This is a genomic window from Archangium sp. (assembly GCF_045802675.1).
In the GTDB taxonomy this organism is placed as follows: domain Bacteria; phylum Myxococcota; class Myxococcia; order Myxococcales; family Myxococcaceae; genus Archangium.
Genome location: NZ_JBJMQO010000089.1, coordinates 54,079 through 76,419, shown reverse-complemented (window position 1 = coordinate 76,419; position 22,341 = coordinate 54,079). Strand labels below are relative to the sequence as shown.

Sequence of the window (22,341 nt, the reverse complement as noted above, 5' to 3'; positions counted from 1 at the left end):
GGCCCCACGCGATTCCCGTCCGTGCATTTCAGCCCTGAAAGCCTCTTGCAGATGTGAAAATCCGCAATCGTTCCGCGTGCTTCTGATTTTCACGACAGAACGTGCATTGCATTCCTGCTGGGGACCGCCTCACTCCCGATGCTCGCCCCCGGGCGGACGCAGGTTGAGGCGCTTCATCTTCCGCCACAGCGTGGTCGAGGACACGGCCAGCTCCTCGGCGACGCGCCCCAGGTCCGTCCCGTGCCGCTCCAGGGCCTGTTCGATGGCGCGCCGCTCGGCGTCCTCCACCGCCTCGGCCAGCGTGGGACTGCGGGTGCTCCCGTCCTGGGCCACCAGTGCCGGCGTCCCCACCGGGCCCGCGGCCATCACCCGCGCACTGGGACGCAGCGGGAAGTCCTCGGGCAGCAGCTCCTCGCTCTCGGCCAGGGCCGCCGCCTGCTCCACCAGGTTCTCCAGCTCGCGCACGTTGCCGGGAAAGCCGTAGCCCATCAGGTGGTCTACCGCCGCCGACGACAGGCGCTTGGGGTTGGGGCTGCGCGCGTTGGCCCGCTCGAGGAAGTGCATGGCCAGCGCCGGCACATCCTCCAGGCGCTCGCGCAGGGGCGGCACGCGCAGCGTCACCACGTTGAGCCGGTAGTAGAGATCCTGGCGGAAGCGCTTCTCGCGCACCTCCAATTCAATCTCCCGGTTGGTGGCCGCGACGATGCGCACGTCCACCTTCACGGCGGTGGACTCGCCCACGCGCCGCACCTCGCCGTCCTGCAGGGTGCGCAGCAGCTTGGACTGGAAGGCGGGCGTCGTCTCCGTCACCTCGTCGATGAAGAGCGTGCCCCCGTCCGCCTCCTCCACGAGGCCGCGGCGGGCCCGCACCGCGCCGGTGAAGGCGCCCTTGGCGTGGCCGAACAGCTCGCTCTCCAGCAGCGTCTCGGAGATGGCCGCGCAGTTGACGGGGACGAAGGCCTTGCCCTTGCGCCGGCTGTGCGCGTGCAGCGCGCGCGCGACGAGCTCCTTGCCCGTGCCGCTCTCGCCCTGCACCAGCACCGTGGCGTCGCTCTGCGCCACGCGCATCAGCCGGCTCGTCAGCTCGCGCATGGCCGGGCTGCTGCCCACCAGCGCGCTCAGCCCGTGGCGCTCGTTGAAATCGTCGGCGAGCTTGTCCACCGTGAGCTGCAGCCGCGCCCGCTCCAGCGCGCGCTCCACCCGGAAGCGCAGCTCGCCCTCCTTGAAGGGCTTGGTGACGTAGTCGAAGGCCCCCTGGCGCATGGCCTCCACCGCGCTCTCGATGGAGCCGAAGGCCGTCATCATGATGACCTGCAGCCGCGGCGCCACCGCCAGCGCCTTCTTGAGGAGGGTGAGCCCGTCCATGGGCTCCATCTTCAGGTCCGTCAACATCAGGTCCAGGCCACCGCCAGACAGGGCCATGAGCGCCTCCTCGCCGTTGGCGGCCTCCGAGACGGTATAGCCCTCGGCACGCAGGAGGAGCGCGGTGGTGGCTCGCATGTTGCGCTGGTCGTCCACGACCAGGATGCGACCTCGCGGGAGCGGAGTGGAGGCGTCGTTCACGGCGGACTCGTCGGCTGGGTGAGGGGAAGGCGGAAGGTGAAGGTGGTGCCACGGCCCGGAGCGCTCTCCAGGGACATCTCCCCGTGGTGCTCCTCGATGATGCGCTTGACCACGGCGAGCCCCAAACCCGTGCCCTGGGCCTTGGTGGTGAAGAAGGGCTCGAAGACGCGGTGCACCAGCTCGGTGGGGATGCCGCAGCCGTGGTCCGCCACGTCGATGCGCAACAGCTCCTTGCCCCCATGCGGCTCGCTGCGGGCGCTCACCCGCACGAGGCCCCCCTGCGGCATGGACTGGATGGCGTTGACCAGCACGTTGACGAGCGCCTGGCGGATGAGGCGCCGGTCCAGGGGCACGCGGGGCAGCTCCGGCGCCACCTCGGTGGACAGGCTGATGCGGGGGTTGGTGCCGCCCTGCAGGGCCTTGGCCGCGTCCACCGCGTCCTGGAGCACTTTCAAAACATCCTCCTGCTGCAGGATGGGCTCGCGCGGGAGGGTGTAGTCCAGCAGGTCGCCCACCATGCGGTTGAGGCGGTCGCTCTCCTCCGCGAGGATGTCCAGCAGCATGCCCGCGTCGCCATCCGGTTTGATCATCCGGCGCAGCGAGGCCACGGCGTTGAAGATGACGCCCAGGGGGTTGCGCACCTCGTGGGCCACGATGGCCGACAGCTCGCCGAGCGCGGCCAGGCGCTCGCGCTTGACCATCTCCGCGCGGGCGGCGGCCAGCTCCGCGTACGAGGCCCACAGCGACTCGTAGAGGCGCGCGTTGGCGATGGCCAGGGCAATCTGTCCGCACGTGGCCTCGGCCAGCTCGACGAAGGCGGCCTCGAAGGTGCGCGGCCGGCGCGTGTCGTCCAGCAGCACCACGCCGATGAGCTCCTCGCGCGAGGTGAGCGGCAGGGCCAGCACGGCCTTCTCCTCGAAGCGGCGGACGAGCTCGCGGTTCTCCAGCTCCGCCACCTGGGAGAGGTCCGGGATGGCGAGGGGCCGGCGCTCGCGGGCCACGCGCGCGGCGATGCTGACGGGCTCGTCCACGGAGATGACCACGCCGCGGAAGAAGTCGCGGTGGGTGGCCGAGGCGGCGGCGCCGCGCAACACCCCGGCCTGCTCGTCGTGCAGGAGGATGAAGCAGTTGGAGACGTCCAGCAGCTTGACGAGGAAGTCCGAGGCCACGTCCAGGATGCTGGCCACCTCCAGGGTGGCGGTGGTGGTGCGCGCCAGGTCCAGCAGCAGGCGCGTGTCGGCGAGCTGCCGGGCGGACTCGGAGCGCAGGCGGCGCTGATCCAACAGCGTCATCAGCAGCTCGGAGAGCGGGCCCAGCAGCCGCAAATCCGCTCCGCTGAAGGGGCGCCCCGGCGGCCGCAACACCTGGAGGAGCCCGCGCGCGTGGCCGCCGTGCATCAGGCGCATCGCCGCGCCACAACCCAGGCGCCCACCGGAGGCCGCCAACAGCACGCTCTCCTCGGCCTGGGTGGAGAGCACCGCGCCCCGGGCCACCGCCGACGAGGGCGACATGCCCCCCAGCGGCGCGGCGAGCACGTCCCGCAGCGCGCCGTCCAGGCCCACCTGCGCGGTGAGGACCAGCTCGCCCTCGGGCGAGGCGGGGACATACAGCAGCACGGCGTCGGCCCCCAGCAGCGTGGCCAGGCGCGAGAGGAAGTCCTCGGGCGAGGGCGGCTCCGGCTGGGCGACGAAGCGCGCCGCCTCGGCCACGGCCACCATCTCCCAGCGGCCCCGCTCCACGTCGGCCAGCAGGCGCGCGTCGGTGAGGGCGGCCCCCACCACCTTGGCGAAGAGCGCCAGCACCGAGCCGAACGAGGGCGACAGCCCCATCCCGCACACCCACAGCACCTCCGAGAGCGTGGTGCCCAGCGGGAGGTACACGGGCGTCACGCCGCCCTGGAAGGGACCGAAGACGGGCCGCCCCTCGGACAGCGCGCGCAGGCCCAGCTCCCCATGCGCTGGCGGCGTCGCCCCATCCCGGGCGGTGAAGTGCTCGCCGTCGCGCACCAGGAAGCGCGCGGAGAGGCCCGCGGTGGTGAGGCCCACCTGCGCCACGCGCCGCACCGCATCCTCCGAGCGCGCCGCGACGAGCTCCGCGGACGTCTCCACCAGACGCTCGGCCACCTCCAGCTCGGCCGGACGCGCGCCCAGCACCACGCCGGTGATGAGCGCCGCCCGGCCACTCTCCTCCAGCTCCACCTCCTGCACGTGGACCGCCAGCTCGCACGGCTCCCGGCCCGGCCGCGGCGGCAGCACGTAGCGCCGGGGGTCCGGCTCCGTCAGCGTCCCCAGCTGGCGCTGGCGGTAGCGCTCCTCGAAGCGCGCCCGATCCTCCGGATGGACGAAGTCCAGGAAGAAGCGGCCCTCCACCTGCTCCCGGCCCAGCCCCAGCATGTCGCAATAGGCCTCGTTGGCCATCCGCACCCGGCCCTCCTGGGCCACGTAGATGGGATTGCCAAAGGATTCGATGAGGGCCCGCAGGGCCGCTTCGCTGTAACGCTTCGTCGTCATGCGCGCCGCAGGACCCGCTTCTCTCCGACCCGGAGTGTCACCTTCTCCCGATCAAAGTACTCCGAGAGGGGAATGACGAACTTCCGGCTCTGCCCGACCATTTCCTTGAAGGCCTGGGTGGAAATCTCCTTCTTCTCGCGAAGGTGGGCAACCAGCCGCTCCTTCAGCCCGGCCAGGGCCCCCGCATCGAAGAAGAGCTCCTCGCTCACCCGTACCACCCGTCCCTCCGCCATCGCCACCTTCAGCAACTCCTGCACCCGGAGGGCCGGCAACCGCAACCGCTCGGCCAGCTCGTTGAGCGTGGGCGGCGCGAGCCCCGCCGCGGACAGGTCCACCACCAGCCGCGTGCGCGCCGCGTCCTCGTCCAGGGAGAGCGTACGGCCCCGCCCCTTGAGACGCACCACCTCCTTGTCCACCTCCACCTTCCCCGCGTCCGTCAGCGCCTGCACCACCCGGGCGAAGATGCGCGCGTCCAGCTCGCCGGAGAGCCGCTGGCGCAGCTCCTCGCGCGACAGGCCCTCGCGCAGCGGCTCGCGCTCATGGAAGGCGGCCAGCAGCGCCAGGGCGCGTGCCTGCAGGCCCTCGAATACTTCCCCCGAGAGGTAGAGCCGCCGCTCCCGGTCCACCAGCAGCGCCGCGCCCCGCGTGCCGAGCAGCTCCAGCGCCCGGGAGAGCACCTTGGGCGCCAGCGCCGAGCGCGCGAAGAGCTCCTGCTGCGTGAGGCCCCGGTAGCCCGCATGGCGCAGCAACCACGCCACCTGGCCACCCGCGTCCGCCTCCAGCAGCGGGGCCACCACCTCGGAGCCACCCTTGCGGCGGCGCGGCGGGGTGATGGACAGCACGCGCCCACCCGCCAGCGTGGCACCCCGCCCCGGCAACACGCGCGAGCCCCGGAGGATGAAGCGCTGGCCCGGCAACGCCGCCATCGGCTCGGACAGGCGCAGCTGCGCGAGCGCCGTCTCACCGGGCTCCAGCTTCTCCAAATCCAGCAGCGCCACCGTGGCCTCCACCTGCGCCGTGCCCAGGTGCAAGAGCAGCTTGCGGCGCCGGGGCAGCGACTCCTCGGCCGCGGGCAGCAGGTTCAGCTCCACATCCAGCATGGAGGTCTCGGGCACCTCGCCGGCCTTCACCAGCACCATGCCGCGGGCAATCGCCTCGGGCTCCACGCCCGTCAGGTTCACCGCGGTGCGCTGGCCCGCCAGCACCTTCTGCACCGGCTCGCCGTGCATCTGCAGCCCGCGCACGCGCAGGGGGCCCGGCAGGCCCGGCAGCAGCGACACCGCGTCCTCCACCGCCAAGGCCCCCGACAAGAGCGTGCCCGTCACCACCGTGCCGAAGCCCTTGATGGTGAAGGCCCGGTCCACCGGGAGGAACGCGGGGCCCTCGGAGGGGCGCGTGGGCAGCCCCTGCGCGGCCCGGGTGAGCGCGGCGCGCAGCTGGGGCAACCCCTCCCCCGTCTTCGACGAGACGGGCACCACCGGCGCGCCCTCCAGGAAGGTGCCCGCCACCAGCGTGGCCAGGTCCGCCTCCACCAGCGCGCGCCACTCGGCGCCCAGCTCCGCCAACAGGTCCGACTTGGTGAGCGCGATGACGCCGGCCTTCACGCCGAGCAGCCGGCAGATGTCCAGGTGCTCGCGCGTCTGGGGCATCACGCCCTCGTCCGCCGCCACCACCAGCACCGCCAGGTCCACCCCGCCGGCACCCGCCACCATCGCCTTGACGAAGCGCTCGTGCCCGGGCACGTCCACCACGCCCGCCACCGTGCCGTCGTCGAGCTTCAGGTGCGCGAAGCCCAGCTCCAGGGTAATCCCCCGGCGCTTCTCCTCCTTCAGCCGGTCGGTGTCGATACCGGTGAGCGCCTTGACCAGTGACGTCTTGCCGTGATCGATGTGCCCCGCGGTACCGATGATCATCTCGCTCCGCTCTCCCGGGTCAGGCGCCCGCCTTGTCCGGGTCCACGTCGAAGCGCCCGTCCTCGGTGACGGCCTCGTAGTCCCAGGGGAAGACGACGAGCGTGTCGGTGGGCAGCGCGCAGAAGCTCGGGGTGAAGCCGCCGGGGCGGGCCACCAGGGCGGCGGTGTTCACCTCGCGGGCGCCCACCTTCTGCGCCAGCGCGGTGGCCAGCTCCAGCGTGTCCCCGCTGGAGACGACGTCGTCCACGATGAGCACGCGCTTGCCCTTGAGCTCGCGCGGCATCTCCCCGCTCAGCTTGGGCTTGGTGGCGCCCTTGTCCCGGCTGCGGCGGCTGATGCGCACCGGGTAGAAGTCGCAGCCGAGCGCGCTCGAGAGCGCCCCGCCCACGAACACCCCGCCGTGCGCCACGCCCACCACCGCCTGGGGCTTGAAGGACTGGCTGATGGTGCGCGCGAGCCTCTGCACCGCGCGATCGAACTCCGCCCAGGACAGCTCCTGGACGCTCCGGTTGGAGCTCGACTGGTCGCGCCCGGTGAGCTGGCGCGGCGCCTCCACCTGGGGCGCGAGGATCATGTCCGAGGGGATGGAGACGAGCTTCTCCACCTGCTTCCGCGAGGGCTTGCCCTTCGCGGTCGCGCTCTTGGAGAGGGCCTTCAGGGAAGGGGACTTCGTGGCAGCCGCCTTCGAAGGAGGTGCCTTGGAGGGCGTTGCCTTGGGCGTTGCCCGCTTGGTGGCCACGGCGAAGACTCCGGTGTGGGGTAGCGGGGAGGCGTCATACCCCGGGCGGCGCGAGGCCGCCACTCCCACCGGAGCCTGCCCGCCTGCTCAACTCGTGGGCTGGGCCAGCTCCGCCAGCAGCGCGCGAATCTCGTCGCCCGAGACGACGTAGTGCGTCGTGCAGAAGTGGCAGTCGGCCTCGGCCTGGCCTTCCTTGGCGAGGATGTCCTCCAGCTCCGCGCGCCCCAGGGACAGCAGGGCCCGCTTCACCCGGTCCTTGCCGCAGCTGCACGTAAAGGAGACGGGGTAGCGCGACATGATCTCCAGGTCCGCATGGGGCACCAACGTCTTGAGGAGCGCGGTGGCCCCCTGCCCGGCGTGCGCCTTCACGGTGGACTCGAACTCCCGGGCCAGCCGGTCTCCGAGCTCCCGGAAGGCCACCGGGTCCCCATCCGGCAGCGGCTGCAGGAGCATGCCCGCCACGAGCCCCAACGGCTCCTGCTTCCCGTCCGCCTGGGTGGGCAGCACGGTGAGGTACACGCGCGTGGGCAACTGATCGGAGATGGAGAAGTAGCGCTCCAGGTCCTTCGCCAGCTCGAAGCTCTCGAGCTCCACCGACGAGCGGTAGTACTCGCCCCCGCCCAGGTCGCGCAGCACGGAGAGGAAGCCCTTGTTCCCCAGCGCCGGGCGCCAGTGGTACTCGCCCTCGCCGCCCACGTGGGACACGAGGGGATTCTTCGCGTAGCCGCGCAGCACGCCCGAGCTGTCCCCGTCCACGAAGAGGCCCCGCAGGGGCCCATCGCACTCGAGCTGGAGATTCACGCGCGCGTCGCTCTTCTGCAGCGAGGCGAGCAGCGCACCGGCGGTCAGGCCCTGCGCCATCAACGCGGCCGAGGCCGTCGCCGAGTGGTGCAGCTCGCGCGCCCTCCGAGCGAGCTCGCTGGCGGTGACGAGCACCACGCGCAGGTCGGTTTCCTTCAACAATCCACTGACGAGTTCATCGGCCATAAGTTCTTGGAAGTAGCGTGCCCACCCGCGCGCCGCTCGCCAACGACCAAGAGCGGTCAAAGCGCGGTGCGGCTCCCCTGCCCGGGGCGCGGCCAGCGGAGCCTCCTGGGACGCATCACCGGGGCTGATACCTTCGTGCGCCCCGGCTCCGTCTCCTCATAGCAGAAAATCCTACCTGCGCGCGGGACGGGCTATAACGCCCTGTCCGTCCGTCTGTCACTCGACGCGGCCCCCAACCGCGCGATGTCCGGAGTACCGATGAGCACCCACGCCGCTACCGCTCCTACCGCCCATTCCCAGAAGACGCCGCTCCTCCAGTCCCGTCTGGGCTCGTTCCTCGCCGTGGTGCCCCTGAGCTTCTGGGTGGTCAACCACCTCTGGGACAACCTCGCCGCCTGGCAGGGTGGGCAGGCCTGGCAGTCCGCGGTGACGCAGTACAAGCACCCCTACGCCCAGGCCCTCACCTTCCTCATCGTGATGCTGCCCCTGCTCTTCCACACCGGCTGGGGCTTGGTGCGCATCTTCAGCTTCAAGCCCAACCTCGGCGCCTACCCGTACTACGGCAACGTGAAGTACATCGTTCAGCGCGTGGCCGGCCTGGGCGTGCTCGCCTTCCTGGGCGCCCACATCTGGCTGGCCTTCCTCCAGCCGCGGCTGGTGCACGGCGCCGCCGAGCCCTTCGCCGCCATCGCCTACGAGATGCGCTGGCACACGCCCACGCTCATCGTCTACGTGCTGGGCGTGCTGGGCACCGCCTACCACCTGGCCAATGGCATCCAGGGCTTCGCCATGGGCTGGGGCATCCTCTCCTCCGAGCGCTCCATGCGCCGCTTCGAGCCCTGGTCCATCGGCATCTTCCTCGTCCTGCTCGCCATGGGCTGGGGCGTGCTCTTCGCCATGTTCCAGGCCGGTGGCACCGAGCAGATCATCCAGGAGCGCGAGCAGATCGTCCGCACCCGCGGCGACATGCACTGACGCGGCGCCCCCCGAGCCCTCCAGCTCGAGCCCGCAAAGACAACGGCCGCCCCGGTCTCCCGGGAGCGGCCGTTTCACTTTCAGCGACTACCCGCGCTCGGGACTGAAGCGCGCGGCCTAGAACGGGATGTCGTCGTCCCCGCCGCCCTGCTGGCCACCACCACCGCCACCGCCCTCGTCCATGCCCGGGGGAGGGCCGTAGTCGTCGTACCCGCCGCCCCCGCCGCCCTGCTGGCCACCGCCGCGCTGCTGCGAGGAGCCGCGGCCACCGCCGCCGCCCCCGCCGCCCGCTCCGGCGCCATCACGGCCGCCGAGGAAGGTCACCGCGTTGGCCACCACCTCGGTGGTGTAGTTCTTCCGGTTCTCCTTGTCCGTCCACTCGCGCGTCTGCAGGCGGCCCTCGACGTAGCACTGGCGGCCCTTCTTCAGGTACTCACCGCAGAGCTCCGCGAGCTTCCCCCACACGACGATGCGGTGCCACTCCGTGCGCTCCTGCTTCTGGCCGTTCTTGTCGGTCCAGGTGTCGCTGGTCGCGATGCGGAAGTTGGCTACCGCCTGGCCGCCCGGGGTGAAACGCACCTCCGGGTCCGCGCCGAGGTTGCCGATGAGGATGACCTTGTTGACTCCTCCAGCCATGACGCCTTCCTTTCTCCTACGAGCACCGGCCCACCACGGGCCGGTGACATTGCGTCCGGGGCAGGCATGAGGCCCACCACCGGACTCGCCCTATAGCATACCGAGCGAGTCCCCACCTGAACAGGGATTCACCCGGTCACGTCCTGGCTGTCTGGAGGGAGACGGAGCGAGCGAGCAGCGCCCTCACCCGCCCGGACGCGTCTCGGCCGTGCGCTCGACGGTGCCAGGACCCACCTGGACGGAGGCGGCCGGGGCCACCACCTGCTGCTGCGGCTTGGGCGCCTTCTCCTCGGCCACCTTGCGCGACAGCGTGCCCTCGAGCGTGCGGGAGAACTCCGCCAGCTTCGCGTCCGTGGAGCCCAGGCTCTTGCGCAGCCCCTTCCAGAACGGGTGCTCCGCGTCGCTGGCCTGCACCAGCCCGCGCGCCAGCAGCGCCGTGGCCGCCTCGCGATCCTTCGCCGAGGCCGTGCGCAGCGCCTGCACCAGCTCCTCCGGCGCCGTACGCGCCACCGCGCCCAGGCCCTCGGACATCTCGGCCTCGGAGGCGGCATCGCCCGAGGAAGCACCCGCCAGCTCGATGACGCGCGAGAGCGCCTCGGCGTTGCCGCTGGCCGCCAGCTCCACCATGGAGCCCAGGCCCGGCACCTCCACCGACAGCTCCCGCGCCACCGAGCGCAGCCGCCCGTACACGTCCGTGCCCGCCGAGTAGCTGTCCAGCAGCGTGCGCACCCCCAGGTAGTCCTGCGGGTTGGACTGGTAGAGGCTCTCGGCCACCACCGCCCGCACCGCGGGGTCCCTCTCGCTGCGCCACGCGGTGCGCAGGAAACCGATGTTGCGCGTATCCCGCTGGCTGCCCAGCGCCAGGTACGTCTTCACGCGGCTCGTCACCTCGGCCATGGTCGAGGTCGACTTCTCCTCGCTGGCCAGCTCGGCCACGGTGCGCCCCGGGCCCATCGTGGAGCCCACCGAAGCCACCGCCGCGCCCAGCGAGTCCAGCCCGCGCACCACCGGCCCCGAGCGGCCCGGGTAGTCATTCACCATCATGGAGAAGATGAACTTCTCCCCGCCCGCCGCCTGCACGTAGCCGCTGAGGGCCGACACGTTCTCCAGCGTGCCCGTCTTGGCGCGCAGCCGGCCCACCGCCTCCGTACCGTCGAAGCGGTACTTCAGCGTGCCGTCCTTGCCGGCGATGCCCAGCGAGGACAGGTACTCGGGCGCCATGGGGAAGCGCTCGTACATGTAGCGGAGAATCCGGTCCATCTGCGCGGCCGAGAAACGGTTGGTGTCGTTGAGGCCGCTGCCGTTCTTCATCACGTACGTGCCGCGGGGAATGCCCACCTCGCGCGAGAGGAAGTCCTCCACCACGTCGATGCCCTTGCCGAAGGTGCCCGGCACCCCGCGCGCCTCGGCGCCCATCGTCTTGAGGAGCGTCTCGGCGATGAAGTTGCTCGACATCTTGTTGAGGCGCTTGAGGACGATGTCGAAGGTGTCCGAGTGCGACACGTACACCAGCTTCGCCTTCTGGGGCGTGAGGCCCGGCTTCACCTTGCCCTTCACCTTCACGCCCCGCGCCAGCAGCATCTGCTTGAACGTCTGGCCGAAGTACATGGGCGGGTTGTCGATCTTCTTGTACACGCTCATGTAGCCGCCGGCCTGCGGCACCTGGCCCTTCACCACAATCTTCTGCTGCGCCCCCGCGGCGTCCGAGGACACCGAGAAACGGCGCGCCCGGGCGTTGCCGGTGGTCAGCGTGTTCTCCACCACGAAGAAGTCGCTCGGAGGCTCCACCTCCACCACGCCCTTGGCGCCCATCGTGTCACCGGGGCGCAGGAACACGCCCACCGCGTTCCAGTTGAGGCTCAGCGCGCCCGTGGGCGCCATGTAGGCCCGGTCCGAGTCCTCCTGATCAAAGCCCGGCGGAGTGCGCTCGGCGTCGAACCACGCGTCGTCCACGATGATGTCCTGCACCTCGCGCAGGCCGGTGTGGAAGAGCTCGGCGACGATGCCGTAGAGGCGCTCGGTGTTGATGGTGGGGTCACCCTTGCCCCGCACGTAGAGCGTCTTGGCCTTGATGCCGTCGGACTCCGTCTCCACGAGGAACTCGGTCTCGTAGCGGTACTCGGGCCCGAGCGTCACGAGCGCGGCCGCGGACGTAACGAGCTTCACGTTGGAGGCGGGGTTGAGCAGCTCGTCGGCGTTGTGGCTGAACACCACGGTGCCGTCATCGAGGCTCATCATGTGGACGCCGACGCGGCTGGCGTTGAGGGGCTCGCGTTGCAGCACTTGCATCAGCGAAGCCTTGAGCGCCTCGCGTTCAGCGCGCTTCTTGTCGTCCGCGGCGGCGGCACCCGCACGCGGAAGCGTGACGAAAAGGGCAACCGTCACGGCCAAGAGTGTTCTGGCTCGGTGGACCTGCACGTGCTCTCCGGGGAAGGTGGCGGCCATTATGGGAGGGGGACTGGGGAGCGGCAAGGGAGACACCCGGCGCGAACCGGACTGAAGGGCGCCCGGTCTTCCACCAGGCGGCAAAGCGTTGCCCCATCTGTGGACCAGTGTTCTCTTTCGCTTCTCGAGAAGAGCGACCAGGCGGGCACGCGGGTGAGTGGGACTCCGACAGGACGGGAGTACCGGCGCGCGACTGACTACCAGGGAATCGCCCGGCGGTTGCGGAAGAAACCACCCGAGGGCCCGTCCGGAGGAAGTGTCGCGGCCCAGACGATGGTGTCCGCCCCCTCCTCCACCCCACGCGGCGCCTGCGAGCCGCCCATGCGCGTCTTCACCCAGCCGGGACACACGGCGTTGACGAGCAGGTGACGCGCCCGCAGCTCCTCGGCGAGCAGGCGGGTGAGGGCATTGAGGCCCAGCTTGGAGACCCGGTAGGCCGAGCCCGGCCAGCCCTTCGCCGCGTACTGGCCGCCGCGCACCTCGTCGATGAAGGTGCGCAGGAACGCGACCAGCTCCTCCTTCGGCGGCGGCGGATCGATTCGCTGGCGGATGGAGGCGGCCAAGCCCTCCAGCTCGCCCGCCCCGCTCGACACCATGACGAGGCGGCCATGCTCCTCCATCAGGGGCAGCAGCCGCTCGGTGACGTGCATCGCCCCGAGGAAGTTCACGGCGAGCGTCCGCTCGGCGACGTTCGCGTCGAAGCCCTCCATGGCGATGCCCGCGTTGTTGACGAGCGCCGCCAGCCGCACGCCCTGCCGCCCGAGCCGGTCCGCCAGGTTGCCGATGCTCTCCTGGGAGGCGACGTCGAGCGGCTCGAAGGAGACGTCCAGGCCCTCGGCGCGCAGCGCGGCGGTGGCCTTGGAGCCCTCGGCGATGTCCCGGGCCGTGAGCAGCACCCGCATGCCGAGCCGACCCAGCTGCCGGCACACCTCGAGCCCGATTCCCCGGTTGCCTCCCGTCACCAGCGCCGTGCCCGTCGCCTTCGCCATGTGCCTGTCACCTCCGCGCGGAAATGCGGGCAAGGGTAATGACGGGCCCGCTCACTCGCAGCACGGGCCGACGCACGGAGCAGCGGCCCGAGCCGGTCTACGCGCGAGAAGACGCGTCCTTCCGGCGGCGCGAGACGAGCAGCCCCAGCCCCACGAGCGTTACCAGCGCGAGCGCTCCCGGCCCGCCCTGGCCGCCGCTGGCGCCACAGGACCAGCCCAGCGGAGAGTGCAACTCCGGCGTCCCCGCGTCGGGCTGCTCTCCCCCATCCCCCCCATCCGTGCCGGGCTGCTCTCCCCCATCCCCCCCATCCGCGCCGGGCTGCTCTCCCCCATCCCCTCCATCCGCGCCGGGCTGCTCTCCCCCATCGCCTCCATCCGCGCCCGAGGGTGGAGCCTGGGGCCCCACCGACAGGAGGAACATGTCCGAGAAGGACCCCTTCGTCTTCTCCAGGGCATGACCCTCGTTGACGTACCGCAGGTCCGTCGAGAAGGTGGACCCGCCGATGAGGAGGCTGCTCCCCGTATCGACGTTCAAGGCCTGGACCGAATCGTCCAAGCCGCCTCCTACGTAGGAGCTCCACTGCTCCGGAGGGTCCGCCTCCAGCCGCACCCGGGTCACGAAGCCCTCCCCCGTGCCGCCCAGTGACGAATCGAACCCTCCGTCCAGCGGGAGGTTGGTCGAGCGCGTGGTACCACCCACGTAGATGTCCCCGTCGTCGGGGCCACCAACCGCGACGGCCAGGCCCTCGTCCCGATCCGACCCGCCCAGCAGCATCGAGCGACGCACGGACGGCGCCGCCAAGAGCCCGGCATTCACCGCCGCGACGAAGACATCGGACGTGCCCCCCAGGGTCCCCGCGTCCAGGAACATGGGAGACCTGCTGGTTCCCACCACCACCAACGGCGGCGTCGCCGACGGTTCACCGGACGTGCCGTTCTTCATCGCGACGATCGCGCGCCCCTCGTCATTGCCCGACCCCCCCAGGTACAGCGTGCCGTAGGGGTTGCCGTTGCTGGCGAAGAACCCCGCCACGAAGGCATCATCTCCCTGGCCGCCGTTGGGCGCGCGCCCCGTGATGTAGACGAGCTCGGAGGATGCACTCACGACGGCCGCGATGCCGTACGCGACCTGATCCCCCACACCCGCGAAGAGGTGCGTCCAGGACACGTCCGCCGGGACCGTGCTGAGATCGAAGCTGCTGGCGAAGGCCTCGGTGCCCTGCGCCGTCGAGGGAGCCGCTCGCGGCAGATCGTCCGACGTGGTCTCGCCGGCGACATACAACCTGCCGTTGGCCCCGAGGATCATGTCGTGGATCTCATCGTGCCCGCTCCCGCCGAAGCGCAGGCTCCACTCGAGCGACTGGTCCTTGGGCGAGAGCTTGACGAGGAAGCCATCTGCCGCGTCCCCCGGCGTGCCCCCATCCGGGAGCGGCGTCGCGGGGGCACCGGGAAAGTCCGCCGACCAGGTCGTGCCCGCGACGTACACCTCGCCCGCCGGGCCGAGCACGAGCGCCTTGCCCTCGTCGCGATCGCCGCCGCCCATGTGCGCCGCCCAGGCAAACCCTCCATCCGCGTGGAAGCTGACGACGAGCACACTGGAGCCACTCGTCGTTCCAATCGTGGTGGACCCCTCCGGGAACACGGCGGCGTTGTCCACCGTGCCGACGATGAAGACATCCCCCGCGTCGTTGCGCTCGATGTCATGGAGCACATCGGTCCCCGTCCCGCCGAGGTACGTGTTCCAGAGGACTCGCGGGTCTCCTGCGGCAGCCACGGTGAGCTCGGAGGAGGAGCGGGGTTGGCTCGCCGCCACCCAGGACACGAGGACAGCGCTGGCAGCGGCCAGCACACCGCGGACACGACGCGACACGAAAGACTCCTCTCCCGCGGGAGCACACCACCGCCTCCGAGGGCGGACGGTGCCAGTACGGGGCGCCCCTTATAGCCCACCCCACCAGAAGAGAGCCGCTCCGGGCCGCTGGCGCACGGCCAGCGCCCCGGGCCCCCTACTGCCCGCCGCGGCGCATGCGGCGCACGGACAGCAGGGTCACGGCCACCAGCCCGAGCGCGCCCGCCATGGCGCCACCGCCCGTGCTAGCGCAACCCCAGCCGAGCGGGGACAGCACCTCGCCCGGCGACCCCGTCTCCCCCGGCGTGTTCCCGATCCCCCCGTCCGGGGGCTGCCAGGTCACGCCATCGGACCTGCGCTCGGAGCTGACGCCCACACCGTTGAAGGCACGCACCGTGACGACGTACGTCTTGCCCGGCGTCAGGGTGGGGCGGTCCTCGGGGGGAATGGCGGTGACGTTGGACTCCACGGACTTGAAGCCGCCGTCCTCCACCACCACACCTCCGTCCTCCCCGCTCGGGGTGACGGCCCACTGGTAGCCGGACACGAGGGTCTCCGGGTCGGAGAAACCCACCCAGGAGGCGCTGAGGGTGCCCTGGGCGGAGACCTCGGTGCTCACCTGGCCCTGGAAGATGGGCCCCGAGCGGTCCACGTCCAGGCTCATGAGGACGCCGTCCGTCAGGCCGTTGGGCGAGATGTCATAGCCCCCCAGATCCATTCGGGGCAGCACGTCGTCCGCGTCGGAGTACCCCACGAACGTGAGCTTCCCCTCCGGTCCGGCGGACACGCCCAACACCCACTCGTCGCTGCTCGCCGTTCCACCCACGTAGGAGGCCCAGACGGTGCGCGACAGGGTGGAATCCACCATGGCGACGAAGCCGTCGCTGTGGGTCGTCCCCCCAGAGGTGTTGTCCGCGTAGGAGCTGTCGAAGGCGTTCACGGCGAAGCCATCCGTCGAATCGCTCGACGTCCTTCCCGAGATGTAGACGTTGCCGAGCGCATCCAGCGTGGCGTGGCTCTGGCCTGGCAGATTGGCGGACTTGTCGGACATGCGCTCGTTGCCGTCCCCGCTCAGCCGATGCCCTCCTCCTGGCGTGATGTCGCCCGCCGAGGACATCCGGAACACGACGATGTCCACCTTGCTGCTGGCGGAGCCGGCCTCGATGAAGGCCGGGGAGTCCGTGATGCCCACGACGATGAGCTCCGTGTTGCTGGGCGCCGCCAGGACCTCGTAGACCTCTTCATAGGCACCCGTGCCCACGTTGTTGAACCAGACGACGCCGCCCCCCGTCTTCTCCAGCTTCGCGACGAAGCCATCGGCCTTCCCACCGTGGAAGCTCGACGTCAGCAAGGTGGCGAAACTGGCATCGGTGTCCACGATGTCCGCGCTCACGGTTCCTCCCACGTAGAGCGCGTCGTTCATGAACACCACCGAGGCCAACGCATCATCCCCGATGGTGCCGAACACGCGGGTCCACCCGGCCACCGGGTTGTCCGCGTTGGAGACATCCACCTGGGTGACGAACCCATCGTAGACGGAGCCGGTGGAGCCCTGCTTGCCGGCCGCGGCCGGGGAGAAGGTGCTGGGAGCCGAGGTGGTCCTTCCGCCCACGTAGACCTTGCTGCCATCGGGTGACACGGCCAGCGCCGAGCCCTCGTCCGCAGCGGCGCCTCCCAGGTACAGCAGCCACCGCAACTGTCCCTGGGCGTTCACCCGCGCGAGGAAGGCATCCGAGGTGCCTCCCTGGTACCCGCGAACGGGGGAGACCGTGCTGGAGCCGGGAGTGGTATGGACGCTGGAGGTGGGGAGCTTGATCGTCCCCACGACGTACACCTCCTGCCCCGAGGTGTTGGGGACCAGCCGCACATCGATGCTGGTGTCGTCACCGTCGCCGCCGAACGCCCGCGACCACGTCAGCGTCCCGTTCTCGAACTTGCCGACGAGCACATCCCTGTTCGTATTGAGGGAGGACAGGCCCGCGCCGCCCGGAAAATTGTCCGAGCCCGTCTGACCCACCACGAAGACCTGGCCCTGGTCGTTCGTCACGACGCCTTGCAGCTCGTCACCGCCGCGGCCGCCCAGGTACGTGTTCGAGGTGATGGAGGGGGACCAGGCCCGCGCGAGGGACGGAGTCAGCAGCGCCGCGAGCACGAACGGAACGAGGGTGGCGGCCAGGATTGCGCCACGAGAGATACGAGCGGACACGACAGTCATCCCCCTAGAACAGATTGAAACCCACGCCCGCCGCTCCCGTCACCGCGAAGTTCCGGTAGCCCTCGGGAACGGAGAACTTCTGGGCGCTCACGTCCACCAGCGCGATGAGGCGCGAGGAGAGCGCCAGCCGCGCGCCCAGCACCACGCCGCCCCCGAACCCCGTGGAGGACAGCCCCGGAACGAGCGTGCCCCGCAGGCCCACCCGCGGCTGGAAGAAGCCCTGGCCGAAGACGAGCGCCGCGTCCAACTCCACCGCGGGGTGGTCGCCGAGCAGTGCCCGCGCGCTGCCCTCGAAGAGCCCGCTGCCCACGGTGAGGCCCGCCGCCAGTCCCACCGAGGACTTCCCGGACGACAACTGCCCCGCGATGTCGCCGAAGCCGACGACCTCCGGACGCAGCCGGAAGGTGGAGGGCGCTTCGTCCTCGGACTCGGGGCCCTGGGACTCCGGCTCCACGGGCCGCTGCTCCACCACCACCGGGGGCTTGTGGGCCGCCTCCCGCTCGCGCTCGAGCCGCTCGGCCTCCTCCTGCTCGCGCTTGAGCCGTTCGGCCTCCAGGGCGGCGAGCCGATCCTTCTCGGCCTGATCCGGCGCCACGGGAGGACGCGTGGCCTGCAGCTTGCCGCGCACATCCTTCTCCAGCTCCACCAGCTCGGGCGGGAAGATGGCGGGGTCCACCTGGGGCTCCGGAGTGCTCCGGGCCAGTTGCTCGAGCTGCTGGCGCGCCTCGTTCTTCTTGCCGAGCGCCAGCAGCGAGGCGGCGAGGTAGACGCGCGCGCGGGCGAGCTCCGCCTCGGAGCGCTGGCGGTTCTTGAGCTCCGCCTTCAGGGAGCGGCTCGCCCTGGCGTACTCGCCCTGCTCGTAGAGCCGGATGCCCGGCATCTTCGCCGCCCATGCGGACATGGGGACGAGCCACAGCAGCAACAAGAGCGGGCGCAGGGACATGACGATGATGGCTCCTGAAATGAAGAGCGTCTCTATCACCCTACTCCGCGGTCTTGCACGGAGCCTCGATCACGCGCTTCGCCCCCGCACGGATTTCGATGGTCTCGCGGTAGGGCGGGAACTTGGGGTTGTCGGTCAGCAGGAGCTCATGGGGGCCCGCGGACAGGGCGAGGGATTTCACCGCCGTGGTCCTGAGCGGCATGTCGTCGATGTACACCCGGTAATAGCACTCGGAGATGAGCTGGAGATAACCCACGGGGGGACGCTTCTTCCCGCCAGGAGCCGCGTCCTTGGGCTCCTTGGGGTCCTGCGTGGCGATGGGGCCGGACTTCTGCGGTGCCGGAGTCTGTTCCGGGCCCGCGACCACGGCCTGCGCGGAGGGCTGAGTCTCCGGCGGCACGGGCGTCTCGGTCTTCGGCTGCGGGTCGGCGGTGACGGGGTCCGGCGGTGTGCCGGTCTGCTGCACCTGGGGCTGGGGCACCACCGGCTTGGGTTCGATGGGGACGAGGCCGCGTACGGGGGGCGTCGTCTCCGGCACGGCCGGACCGCTGTCCCCCTTGCTCATGACCACGCCCACCCCCACGCCCAGGAGCACCACCGCCGCGCCCACGCCCGCCAGCAGCTTCATGCGGGAGGAGCGCCCCACGGGGGTGATCTCCGCGGTGTCGGGAACCTCAGCCGGGGCAGCGGCCTGCGGACGTGCGGCCGGGGGACGCGCCGGGGTCGGCGCACGCCCGGGCGGGGGGCGTGCGGGGGCCGACGGAGCCACCGCGTTGCGGGAGCCGGTCAGCACGGTCTTCGGCGAATCCACTGTCTCCGGGGGCGCGACGGGCGGGCGAGGCGCGGGCGCACCCCGCTGCGGAGCCGCCGCCTCCTGCCGCGCCGGGGGACGCACGGAGGGAGGCTCCGGCTCCGGCAGGGTGCGGGCGAAGCCGGAGAGCTGGGTCATCTCCGCGGCCAGCGTCTTGGCCATGGCCTTCAGCTCGCGCGCCACCGCGTCGGCCGAGGCGGGCCGCTGCTCGGGCTCCTTCGCCAGCAGCCGGAGGATGAGCGCCTCGAGCTCCGCGGGCAGGCCGTCCACGAGCGACGAGGGCCGGGGCGGCTGGGCCTGCACCTGCTGGATGGCCACGTGCATCGGCGAGTCGCCCCGGAAGGGCAGCCGCCCGGTGAGCATCTCGAACAGGATGACGCCCACGGCGTACAGGTCGGTGCGCGGGCTCACCGGCTGACCACAGGCCTGCTCCGGCGCCATGTACTCGGGGGTGCCGACGATCATGCTCGCGCGCGTCTGCGGCGTGGCGCTGTGGGGCGTGGCGCCCTGCTTGGCCAGGCCGAAGTCGAGCACCTTCACGTACTCCGAGCCGTTGGACTCCAGCACGACGAAGATGTTGCCCGGCTTGAGGTCGCGGTGGATGACGCCCACGGCGTGCGCGGCCGAGAGCGCGCCGAGCACCTCGGTGATGAGGCGGATGACCTCGGCGGCCTGCATGGGCGCCCGGTCCATGATGACCTCGTCGAGCGGCCGGCCGTTGAGGTACTCCATGACGAGGTACTGGCCGATGCCCGGCAGCGTTCCGAAGCCGAAAATATCGATGATGCCGCGGTGGCGGATGGCGCTCGCGGCGCGGGCCTCGCCCACCAGGTCCCTCGAGCGGATGCCCTCGGAGGTGTCCGGACGGATGATCTTGATGGCCACCTTGCGGCCGATGACCGGGTGCTCGCCCTCGTAGACGACGCCCATGCCGCCGCTGCCGATGCGCCGGCGCACCACGTACTCGCCGATGCGCTGGCCCACCAGGATGTCCTTGCGGACGGTGGACTCCCACTCCATGTCCGCCTCTCCCGCGGCGTGGAGGGACTGGGCCGGGAGCTCGAGCGCGGTACGCAACGCGGTCTTGTCTTCCAGATAGGACTCCACGTCGACGGCGGTTCCGTCCCGGGGACAGAGCTTCGCCCCCTCGGGTAGGGGATTACCGCAAGTGCGACACGGGCGCTGAAGAGTCATTCGGCCGCGAAGTCTATGACACACGTCGTCGGTGGGTCATCAATCCCAGTGGGGCCGTCCGCCCAGGGGGCGGATTTGCCTGGAGGGTTCTCCCAGGGCTACGGTTCGGAGGGCCCGGCGGCTGCTTCCTCGACTGCTATCCTCCCCCTCCCCGCCCTTCCATGAGCACAAGCCGCGACCCCAGCCCCCTGGCAGGTGCGCCCCGCGACTGGGCGTGGGAGCCGCAACGGCTGAGCGAGCTGGCCACCCCCCAGGACACCACGCGCGGGCTGTTCTTCAACAGCATGCTGGAGTCGGTCCGGGCGCTCGGGGACGCGGCGGCGGTGGAGCGCTGCCAGGAGGCCCTCGGGGGCCAGGGCTACGTGGCCTTCTTCAACTACCCGATCGCCCAGCTGCTGCGGCTGACCGGGACCGCGGTGGAGGAGCTGAGCGGCCGGTATGGCGGCCTGGGGAACGCGGCGCGGATGCTGGGACGCCGGGCCACGGCGGACTTCCTGGCGTCCGCGGTGGGCAACGCGGTGCGGATGGTGGCCGGCAAGGACCTCAAGCTGTTCCTGAGCGGCGTGCAGACCGTCTACCGGATGGGGGCCTCCTACGGGGAGCGCAAGGTGGAGTGGCACGGGCCCACCCGCGGCCACCTCCTCATGCGGCGCAACTTCCTCCCCGTGGAGTACCACGAGGGCGTATTGGAGCAGCTCTTCACGCATTACGCGGTGAGGAACGTGAAGGTGCGCGGGCAGCAGACGGCCCCGCTCGACAGCGTGTACGACTTCTCCTGGGAGTGAGGACGATGAAGGCAGTGGTGCAGCGGGTGCTCGAGGCCTCCGTCACCGTGGCGGGCGAGCGCGTCAGCCAGATGGGACCGGGGCTGCTCGTGCTGCTGGGCGTGGGCAAGGGCGACAGCGAGGCGGACGTGACGTGGATGGCGGAGAAGCTCGCCACCCTGCGCATCTTCGAGGACGCCGCGGGCAAGATGAACCTGTCGCTGGAGGACACCTCGCGGCAGCTCATCGTCGTGAGCCAGTTCACCCTCTACGGGGATGCGCGCCGGGGCCGGCGCCCCAGCTTCACCGACGCCATGGAGCCGGCGGGAGCCAAGGCCCTCTACGAGCGCGTCTGCGACATGCTGCGCGCCCGGGGCCTCACCGTGGGCACCGGCATCTTCGCCGCGGACATGAAGGTGGCGCTCGTCAACGACGGCCCCGTCACCCTGTTGCTGGAGAGCCCGGCGGCCGCGGCCCCTAGCGCCGCGAGCTGACGCCCAGCGCCACCAGGCCGGCCTTGTGTTGGGCCGCCTCGCGCACGTGCGACACCAGCACGCCCAGCTCCTGAATCCACGAGGACGCCCGCTGGCCCAACCCGGAGAAGGCCACCGGGAGCTCGGGGGGCCCCGCCACCCGGCCCGTCCAGTACCCCAGCACCGCGTCCAGCTCCGGCATCTCCAGGGGCGCGAGCCGCTGCTGCTCGCGCTCCAGCAGCCGCCGCAGCTTGCGCTCCAGGTTCACCTGCCAGTGCGCCACCGTGCGCGCCGGCCGCCAGGCCCAGTCCGCGAAGGCGTACTGCTCGCGCGGCACGTACCCGCCCCGCCCCGCCGTGGAGAAGACGCGGTCCGGCGGGAAGGGGGGAAAGGACTCCCACTGGCCGCCGATCAGCGACGCCAGCCCGACGTCGGCCACCGGGTGCAGCCGGAAGCCCTCGCGCCGCCCGTGCGAGGACCGCGCGTCCGCATAGGGGTAGCCCGGGTCCTCCACCATCAGCGCCAGGTGCAGCGCCTCGTCCCAGTTGCCCGCGTAGCCGGCCCGCTGCCCGTCCACGGTCCAGCCCGCCGGGCCCGGGCTCCAATTCAGGAGCAGCAGCCGGTCCACCAGCTCCGCCCAGGGCTCCTGCTCCACCCCGCTCAGCCCACCGCCGAGGTGCGAGGAGAGCAGCTGCTCGCACAGCAGGCGGCTCTGCTCGTCCGCGAGCGCCTCCTGTAACGCCCGCAGCGCCCCCGCCGAGTCGCTCATCGCGAGCGACAGCAAGGGCAGCACCTGCTCCTGGAAGAAGCGGTCGTTGACGCGCCGGAGGACCAGTTCCATCCCCCCAGCCTACCACTGGGAGGAGCCGGGGCTCAGGGCCGGGCGTCTTCCTGGACGATGAGGGCGTGGATGTCCGCGGCCGTGGGGGCCTCGAGGATGGCGGCGCGGAAGCGCGGGTTCTTGAAGAGCCGCGAGATGCGCGCCAGCGCCTTGAGGTGGACCCCCGCGCTGTTCTCCGGGGCCACCAGGGCGAAGAAGAGGTGCGTGGGCTTGCCGTCGATGGCCTCGAAGTCCACGCCTTGACGCGACACGCCGAAGGCGGCCACCAGCTGCGACAGCCCGGGCAGCTTGCCGTGGGGGATGGCCACGCCCTCGCCGATGCCGGTGGAGCCCAGCTTCTCGCGCTCGCGCAGCACCTCCACCAGGCGCTCTTCCTTCAAGTGGGGATGGGCGCGAGCGAACGCGGCGCTCATCTCGCGCAAGATCTCCGGCTTGTCGCGGGCACGAAGGTCCGCGATCACGGCTTCTGGGCTGAGGAACTCGGAGATTCGCAA

Annotated in this window: 17 protein-coding genes; 3 read left to right on the top strand and 14 right to left on the bottom strand. The window is 71.1% G+C overall.

Going from position 1 to position 22,341, the window contains the following annotated elements; translation table 11 throughout:
• Positions 1-129: 129 nt before the first annotated feature.
• From ACJ8AN_RS25605 to ACJ8AN_RS25585, 5 genes are all read right to left on the bottom strand, one after another.
• A complete protein-coding gene (locus tag ACJ8AN_RS25605) occupies positions 130-1,518 on the bottom strand; it encodes a sigma-54-dependent transcriptional regulator (protein ID WP_407758091.1) in 1,389 nt (462 codons plus the stop codon).
• Positions 1,519-1,559: 41 nt separating this feature from the next.
• Complete coding sequence (locus ACJ8AN_RS25600; RefSeq protein ID WP_407758087.1) at positions 1,560-4,073, bottom strand: ATP-binding protein; 2,514 nt, start codon at positions 4,071-4,073, stop codon at positions 1,560-1,562.
• Positions 4,070-5,986 carry a selenocysteine-specific translation elongation factor gene (gene selB, locus ACJ8AN_RS25595; RefSeq protein ID WP_407758086.1) on the bottom strand — a complete coding sequence of 639 codons (1,917 nt, stop codon included), beginning with the start codon at positions 5,984-5,986 and terminating at the stop codon, positions 4,070-4,072. The genes ACJ8AN_RS25600 and selB overlap by 4 nt, the downstream gene beginning before the upstream one ends.
• Before the next feature lie 19 nt (positions 5,987-6,005).
• Positions 6,006-6,725: a phosphoribosyltransferase family protein gene (locus ACJ8AN_RS25590; protein WP_407758085.1), complete on the bottom strand. Its 720-nt coding sequence runs from the start codon at positions 6,723-6,725 to the stop codon at positions 6,006-6,008.
• An 87-nt stretch (positions 6,726-6,812) separates the two neighbouring features.
• On the bottom strand, positions 6,813-7,712 hold the full coding sequence (locus ACJ8AN_RS25585) for an Hsp33 family molecular chaperone HslO (protein ID WP_407758084.1): 900 nt from the start codon (positions 7,710-7,712) through the stop codon (positions 6,813-6,815).
• A 258-nt stretch (positions 7,713-7,970) separates the two neighbouring features.
• Between ACJ8AN_RS25585 and ACJ8AN_RS25580 the strand changes: the two genes are divergently transcribed.
• A complete protein-coding gene (locus ACJ8AN_RS25580; protein ID WP_407758083.1) occupies positions 7,971-8,687 on the top strand; it encodes a succinate dehydrogenase in 717 nt (238 codons plus the stop codon).
• 117 nt (positions 8,688-8,804) lie between these two features.
• Here the strand turns inward: ACJ8AN_RS25580 and ACJ8AN_RS25575 are convergent, their stop codons facing one another.
• The 7 genes from ACJ8AN_RS25575 to ACJ8AN_RS25545 all read right to left on the bottom strand — a co-directional run bounded on the left by ACJ8AN_RS25575 (position 8,805) and on the right by ACJ8AN_RS25545 (position 19,682).
• Complete coding sequence (locus ACJ8AN_RS25575; protein ID WP_407758082.1) at positions 8,805-9,323, bottom strand: single-stranded DNA-binding protein; 519 nt, start codon at positions 9,321-9,323, stop codon at positions 8,805-8,807.
• Positions 9,324-9,506: 183 nt separating this feature from the next.
• Entirely contained in the window at positions 9,507-11,741 is a 2,235-nt protein-coding gene (gene dacB, locus ACJ8AN_RS25570; RefSeq protein ID WP_407758081.1) for a D-alanyl-D-alanine carboxypeptidase/D-alanyl-D-alanine-endopeptidase, read from the bottom strand.
• Between the two features lie 224 nt (positions 11,742-11,965).
• The gene (locus ACJ8AN_RS25565) at positions 11,966-12,757 is read right to left on the bottom strand and encodes an SDR family oxidoreductase (RefSeq protein WP_407758080.1); all 792 of its coding nucleotides are present in this window, start codon (positions 12,755-12,757) and stop codon (positions 11,966-11,968) included.
• 97 nt (positions 12,758-12,854) lie between these two features.
• Positions 12,855-14,627: an MYXO-CTERM sorting domain-containing protein gene (locus ACJ8AN_RS25560; RefSeq protein WP_407758079.1), complete on the bottom strand. Its 1,773-nt coding sequence runs from the start codon at positions 14,625-14,627 to the stop codon at positions 12,855-12,857.
• A 136-nt stretch (positions 14,628-14,763) separates the two neighbouring features.
• A complete protein-coding gene (locus ACJ8AN_RS25555) occupies positions 14,764-16,812 on the bottom strand; it encodes a fibronectin type III domain-containing protein (protein WP_407758078.1) in 2,049 nt (682 codons plus the stop codon).
• A 13-nt stretch (positions 16,813-16,825) separates the two neighbouring features.
• Entirely contained in the window at positions 16,826-17,764 is a 939-nt protein-coding gene (locus ACJ8AN_RS25550) for a tetratricopeptide repeat protein (RefSeq protein WP_407758077.1), read from the bottom strand.
• A gap of 40 nt (positions 17,765-17,804) precedes the next feature.
• Positions 17,805-19,682, bottom strand: coding sequence for a serine/threonine-protein kinase (locus ACJ8AN_RS25545; RefSeq protein WP_407758076.1), 1,878 nt, complete (start codon positions 19,680-19,682; stop codon positions 17,805-17,807).
• A gap of 248 nt (positions 19,683-19,930) precedes the next feature.
• Here ACJ8AN_RS25545 and ACJ8AN_RS25540 point away from each other — a divergent pair, with 248 nt between their 5' ends.
• Positions 19,931-20,554: a TIGR02265 family protein gene (locus tag ACJ8AN_RS25540; RefSeq protein WP_407758075.1), complete on the top strand. Its 624-nt coding sequence runs from the start codon at positions 19,931-19,933 to the stop codon at positions 20,552-20,554.
• Between the two features lie 5 nt (positions 20,555-20,559).
• Positions 20,560-21,027 (top strand): D-aminoacyl-tRNA deacylase, encoded by a 468-nt coding sequence (gene dtd, locus ACJ8AN_RS25535; RefSeq protein ID WP_407758074.1) that lies wholly within the window; start codon positions 20,560-20,562, stop codon positions 21,025-21,027.
• On the opposite strand, the gene ACJ8AN_RS25530 is transcribed toward dtd, so the two are convergent.
• Positions 21,011-21,847 (bottom strand): hypothetical protein, encoded by an 837-nt coding sequence (locus tag ACJ8AN_RS25530; RefSeq protein WP_407758073.1) that lies wholly within the window; start codon positions 21,845-21,847, stop codon positions 21,011-21,013. The genes dtd and ACJ8AN_RS25530 overlap by 17 nt on opposite strands.
• A gap of 32 nt (positions 21,848-21,879) precedes the next feature.
• Positions 21,880-22,341, bottom strand: a complete 462-nt coding sequence (locus ACJ8AN_RS25525) for a PTS sugar transporter subunit IIA (protein ID WP_407758072.1) — start codon at positions 22,339-22,341, stop codon at positions 21,880-21,882.

Bases quoted from the DNA above. Each gene is read 5' to 3' on its own strand.
- ACJ8AN_RS25600 (WP_407758087.1), bottom strand. From the start codon at position 4,073: ATGACGACGAAGCGTTACAGCGAAGCGGCCCTGCGGGCCCTCATCGAA.
- selB (WP_407758086.1), bottom strand. From the start codon at position 5,986: ATGATCATCGGTACCGCGGGGCACATCGATCACGGCAAGACGTCACTG.
- ACJ8AN_RS25585 (WP_407758084.1), bottom strand. From the start codon at position 7,712: ATGGCCGATGAACTCGTCAGTGGATTGTTGAAGGAAACCGACCTGCGC.
- ACJ8AN_RS25580 (WP_407758083.1), top strand. From the start codon at position 7,971: ATGAGCACCCACGCCGCTACCGCTCCTACCGCCCATTCCCAGAAGACG.
- ACJ8AN_RS25575 (WP_407758082.1), bottom strand. From the start codon at position 9,323: ATGGCTGGAGGAGTCAACAAGGTCATCCTCATCGGCAACCTCGGCGCG.
- ACJ8AN_RS25565 (WP_407758080.1), bottom strand. From the start codon at position 12,757: ATGGCGAAGGCGACGGGCACGGCGCTGGTGACGGGAGGCAACCGGGGA.
- ACJ8AN_RS25550 (WP_407758077.1), bottom strand. From the start codon at position 17,764: ATGTCCCTGCGCCCGCTCTTGTTGCTGCTGTGGCTCGTCCCCATGTCC.
- ACJ8AN_RS25540 (WP_407758075.1), top strand. From the start codon at position 19,931: ATGAGCACAAGCCGCGACCCCAGCCCCCTGGCAGGTGCGCCCCGCGAC.
- dtd (WP_407758074.1), top strand. From the start codon at position 20,560: ATGAAGGCAGTGGTGCAGCGGGTGCTCGAGGCCTCCGTCACCGTGGCG.
- ACJ8AN_RS25530 (WP_407758073.1), bottom strand. From the start codon at position 21,847: ATGGAACTGGTCCTCCGGCGCGTCAACGACCGCTTCTTCCAGGAGCAG.